The organism is Microbacterium testaceum, assembly GCF_001476285.1.
In the GTDB taxonomy this organism is placed as follows: Bacteria; Actinomycetota; Actinomycetes; order Actinomycetales; family Microbacteriaceae; genus Microbacterium; species Microbacterium testaceum_B.
In genome coordinates, this window is sequence record NZ_LDRU01000021.1 from 1 (window position 1) to 5,080 (window position 5,080).

At 69.3% G+C, this 5,080-nt stretch carries 5 protein-coding genes; 1 reads left to right on the plus strand and 4 read right to left on the minus strand.

Going from position 1 to position 5,080, the window contains the following annotated elements:
- Positions 1 to 13: 13 nt before the first annotated feature.
- The 4 genes from NS283_RS04720 to NS283_RS04735 form a co-directional block, all read right to left on the minus strand.
- Complete coding sequence (locus NS283_RS04720; protein WP_058595732.1) at positions 14 to 1,000, minus strand: ABC transporter substrate-binding protein; 987 nt, start codon at positions 998 to 1,000, stop codon at positions 14 to 16.
- Positions 1,001 to 1,067: 67 nt separating this feature from the next.
- Entirely contained in the window at positions 1,068 to 2,153 is a 1,086-nt protein-coding gene (locus tag NS283_RS04725) for an ABC transporter permease (protein ID WP_081317260.1), read from the minus strand.
- Positions 2,150 to 2,926, minus strand: a complete 777-nt coding sequence (locus NS283_RS04730; protein ID WP_058595733.1) for an ATP-binding cassette domain-containing protein — start codon at positions 2,924 to 2,926, stop codon at positions 2,150 to 2,152. Before NS283_RS04730 ends, NS283_RS04725 begins: the two co-directional genes overlap by 4 nt.
- Positions 2,923 to 3,621 (minus strand): nucleoside/nucleotide kinase family protein, encoded by a 699-nt coding sequence (locus NS283_RS04735; RefSeq protein ID WP_241492188.1) that lies wholly within the window; start codon positions 3,619 to 3,621, stop codon positions 2,923 to 2,925. Before NS283_RS04735 ends, NS283_RS04730 begins: the two co-directional genes overlap by 4 nt.
- 237 nt (positions 3,622 to 3,858) lie before the next feature.
- Here NS283_RS04735 and NS283_RS04740 point away from each other — a divergent pair, with 237 nt between their 5' ends.
- Complete coding sequence (locus NS283_RS04740; RefSeq protein ID WP_058595734.1) at positions 3,859 to 4,587, plus strand: SDR family oxidoreductase; 729 nt, start codon at positions 3,859 to 3,861, stop codon at positions 4,585 to 4,587.
- Positions 4,588 to 5,080: the final 493 nt, after the last annotated feature.

Sequence of the window (5,080 nt, forward strand, 5' to 3'; positions counted from 1 at the left end):
CATCCGGGGTCGATCAGCAGCTGGACTTGTAGACCGCGTCCTTGCCGTCGCCGTTGATGTTGTCCTTCGTGAGGATGGTGAACCCGGTCTGGATCTTCTCCTCGGTGGGCTCGCCCTTCAGCGCGGCGATGGCCTGCTTGACGCCGTCGGAGCCGATGGTGGCGGGCTCCTGGGCGACGAGGGCTTGGACGGTGCCGGCTTCGAGGGCCTTGACCTGGGCGGGACCGGCGTCGAAACCGACGATCGTCACAGCGCCCTGCTTGCCGGCCTGCTGGACACCGGTGGCGGAACCCTCCGCCGCGAACAGGTTGGCGGCGAAGATGCCGACGATGTCGGGGTCCTTCTGCAGCGCCGCGGTGACGATCTCGGCGGCGGTGGAGGGCTCGTTGTGGGAGTACTGCACCCCGACGGAGGTGAACTTGGAGTCCTTCTTGACGGCGTCTTCGAAGCCCTGGGCGCGGGCGTCGGTGGTGGAGACACCGGGGTCGGTGGAGACGACGAGGACCTTGCCGCCGTTGGGGTTGGCCTTCTGGATCGCCTCGAACGCCGCGGCGCCGCCGCCTTCGTTGTCGGAGGAGATCTGCGACACCGCGCCCGAGGGGTCTTCCAGGGTGGTGTCGACGAGGACGACCTTGATCCCCGCGGCCTCGGCCGCGGCGATCGGGGCCTGCATCGCCGACACGTCGGTGGGTGCGATGAGGAGCGCGTCGGGCTTGGACGCGACGACGGCGTCGACGATCGGCTTTTGCAGGGTGGGGTCGAACTTCTCGGGGCCCTGGGTGGTGACGGTGGCGCCTTCGGCCTTGGCCTCGGCTTCGATGCCGCACTGCATGGAGATGTAGAACTCATCCCCGGCGACGCCCTGCACGAACGCGATCTTGTACCCGTCTGCGCCGGCCGAGGCTCCACCGGAGGAGGCTCCGCCCGAACAGCCCGCGAGGGTCAGGGTCGCTGCGATGCCGAAGACCGTCAGTGCGGTCGCCTTGCTGTTCCACTTCATTGTGATCACCGTTTCTTGGTTCGGGTTGTGGGGTGTTGTGTGGATGGGGAAGGGATGCCGCCGCGGCTCAGCCGCGCCGACCTCCGCTGACGAACTTGCGCCAGAGGCTCTGGGTGTTGCCGCGCATGGCGGCCGAGCGACGGACCTGGTCGACGTAGACCGCGGCGATCAGCACCGCGCCGACGGCGACCTGCTGCCAGAAGGGCTGGACACCGGTGATGACGAAGCCGTTCTGCAGCACCGCCGGGATGAAGAGGCCCACGACCGTGCCCATGATCGTGCCGACCCCGCCGAAGAGCGAGGTGCCGCCGATCACGACCGCGGCGATGACGTTGAGGTTGGTCTGAGACTGACCGGCGATCGCTGTCGTCGAGAACTGCGAGAGCGACAGGATGCCGCCGAGCCCGGCCAGGGCACCCGAGATCGTGTAGATCTTGATCAGCTGAGCGTCGACCTTGACGCCGACGCGACGGGCAGCGATCTCGCTCGAGCCGACGGCCAGCGTGTAGAGGCCGAATCGGGTGAAGTGCAGCACGATCGCGCCGATCACGACGACCACGAGAGCGATGACGCTGATGATCGGGACACTGCCGAACACGTTGCCGTAGCCGATCGAGACGGTCAGCACGGTGGGCACGTCTCGGATGTCGACACCGCCGGTGAGGATCTGCGCGAGACCGAGCGCCATGCCGAGCGAGCCCAGGGTCACGATGAGCGGCGGGATCTTGGCCTTGGCGATGAGGAACCCGTTCAGCAGTCCCCAGCAGACGCCGCTGAGGATCGCGACGAGGATGCCGACGGTCGCGACGCCCCAGCCCTCTCCGCCCATCGCCCGCATGACGATGGCCGAGACGACGCCCGAGAAGACGAGGACCGATCCCACGGACAGGTCGATGCCCGCGGTGATGATCACGTAGGTCATGCCGACGGCGAGGACGGCGAGGATCGAGGCGTTCTGGATGATGAGGCGGAAGTTGGTCCATTGCGCGAACGACTCGGGCGCGATGATGCTGAAGACGATGATGATGGCCAGCAGCACCAGGAGGATCTGGAAGGCCTGCGTGCGCAGGATCCGGCGGACCGGGTTGACCTTCTGGTTGTCGTCGAACGTGCCGATCGCGACGGTCTCGGTGGGGGGAGTCGTGGTGCTCACTTCTGGTCGTCCTTCGTGACGGCGCCGGTCATGAGCCCGACGAGTTCTTCCATGGAGGTGTCTTTCGCGTCGATGTTGGCGACGCGGGTGCCCAGGCGCAGGACCTGGATGCGGTCGGAGACGTCGATCACGTGCGGCATCGAGTGCGAGATGAAGACCACGGCGATGCCCTTGTCGCGAACGCGGCGGATGGTCTCGAGCACGTTCTTCGTCTGACGCACGCCGAGCGCGGCGGTCGGCTCGTCGAGGAAGACCACGCGCGAGGCCCAGTGCACCGCGCGGGCGATCGCGATGGCCTGGCGCTGTCCGCCCGACATCTCGCCGACGGGGGAGGTGAGGCTGCGGACCGTGGCACCGAGCTCGTCGAACGCGGCGCGCGAGGCCTTGGCCATGTCCTTCGTCTTCATGAAGCCGAGAGCACCGGCCAGCCCGGGGCGACGGATCTCGCGACCGAGGTACATGTTCTGCACCGGGTCGAGGTGCGGAGCGAGCGCCAGGTCCTGGTAGACCGTCTCGATGCCGAGCGACGACGCGACCTGCGGGTTCGACATGTCGATCGGCTTGCCGTCGAAGAGGATCTCGCCCTCGTCGACCGCGAGGTTTCCCGACAGCGCTTTCACGAGCGTGGACTTGCCCGCGCCGTTGTCGCCGATGAGCGCGGTGACCTCGCCCGGGTAGACCTCGAAGTCGACGTTGTTGAGGGCGCGGACGGATCCGAACTGGCGCGACAGGCCCCGCGCCTGCAGCACCGGGGTGGTCGTGGTGGTGCTCATGAGGAAGCTCCTTCGTGATGTCCGACGATCCGGCTGGGAGCGTCGGTGACGGTGATGACGAGATCGGCGCGGTGGCGGCCCCGCTCGACGATGAGGGCGTTGGCTTCGTCGACGTCGCGGACCCAGGCGACGGCCTCTTCCCGGGGGTGGCCGTGCGAGAGGCGGCGCGCCACGAGGCGGTCGCGGCGCGCGTCGGCGTCGACGTCGAGGAACCAGGCCTCGTCGAGACGGGATGCCACGGCATCCCACCCGAAGGCATCGTGCAGCAGGTAGTTGCCCTCGGTGATGACCAGCGGGACGTCGGCCGGGACGAGCACGGCGGAGCCGATCGACTCCTCGAGGTCGCGGTCGAAGCGCGGGGCGTAGGCCGCGTGACCGGCGCGGATGCGGTCGAGCAGGGCGATGTAGCCCTCGACGTCGAACGTGTCGGGGGCGCCCTTCCGGTCCCGGCGGCCGAGACGCACGAGCTCCTCGTTGGCCAGGTGGAAGCCGTCCATGCCGACGAGCACCGCGTCGGTGCCGAGGGCGGCGAGCAGCGCGTCGCTGACGGTGGACTTGCCGGCACCCGGGGTGCCCGTGAGCCCGAGAACGCGACGCTCGCCCGAGTCGACCAGCCGGCGCGCTCGGGTGACGAGATCGTCGAGGCGCAGGGTCGCGGCGGCGGGCGTCGCGGCGGCGGGCGGGGTGTGGGTCACAGCGGTGTGGTCCTTCCGGGCGACGCCGCACGTCGGAGCGCTGCGTCTGTGGAGCGTGTCCGGCGGGGGTGGCCGCCGGTCGAACTCCGGTTACGGTAAGCCCACCATGTCACCGGTGTCAACACCCGTGATCAATTCGTCATGACACCGAAGTCATCCGCGTGATTCTGTGGTTATCATGGGCCGCGACGACACCGCCGTCGTCCCCACCTCCAGGACCCGCGAAAGAGCCCTCCCATGACCGAACTCACCGACCGCACCATCCTCGTCACCGGCGCCGGTGGTGGCATCGGCGGCGCGACCGTGCGCCACCTCGTCGCGGCGGGCGCCACCGTGCTCGCCGCCGGCCGCACGGCCGACAGCGTCGCCGCGATCGCCGCCGAGACCGGCGCCGAGCCCGTCGTGTTCGACCTCGAATCCGAAGACGAGATCCGCGCGGCCATCGAGGGTCGCGACCTCTACGGCGTCGTGAACTGCGGCGGCTGGGGCGGCGAGATCGCTACCCCGATGGAGACCGACATCGAGGTGTTCGACAAGGTCATGAGCATCAACGCCCGCGGTTCGCTCCTGGTGACCAAGTACGCGTCGCGCGAGATGATCCGCGTCGGCAAGGGCGGTGCGATCGTCAACGTCTCGAGCCAGGCCAGCCTCGTCGCCCTCACCGGGCACATCTCGTACGGTTCGTCCAAGGCCGCTCTCGACAACATCACGCGCGTCTCGGCCCTCGAACTCGGCGGCTACGGCATCCGCGTCAACAGCGTCAACCCGACCGTCGTCATGACGCCGATGTCGGCCTGGTACTGGGGACGCCCCGACATCGAGGGTCCGTTCCTCGACGCGATGCCGCTGCACAAGTGGGCGACCGAGGACGACATCGCCGCCCCGATCGTCTTCCTCCTCGGCGACGGCGCCGCCATGATCTCGGGCGTCTCGCTCCCCATCGACGGCGGCTACTCCAGCCGTTGAACGGATGCCACCCCGGCGGCGGCGCGGTGGGCGTCGTCGCCGGGGTGGTGGCATCCCGCGCCTGTCCCCGCGGCCCGCGCCCGTCCGCGGGTGTCGCGCCCGGGTCGCGGGCGTTGTGCACCGGTCTCGGGCGCTGTGCCCCGGTCGCAGGCGTCGGTCGGGCGCGCTCCCGCCTTGGGCAGGCCCACCCCACTGACGCTGCCGCCGAAGAGGATACTGTCTGTCACTGACACCCCAGGGGCTGCTCACGCAATTGAGCGCGCGCAATCTGCTGGTCAGCGGCGGCAACGCGCAGCAGGGGGGCCGAGAGCTGAGTCAGGCCATCAGCGGGGACACGACCGAACCCGCCGCACTCACGCACCCTGCCGAACCAAGTCCACGACGGTCGCGCCCTGCCCCTGGGCGACCGGGCCCAGGTCGACGTCGAACCCGAGCAGGCTCCGCAGAGCGCCGCCTTCTACCGGGGCGAGCGAGCTGTGGTCCTGGGCATCGC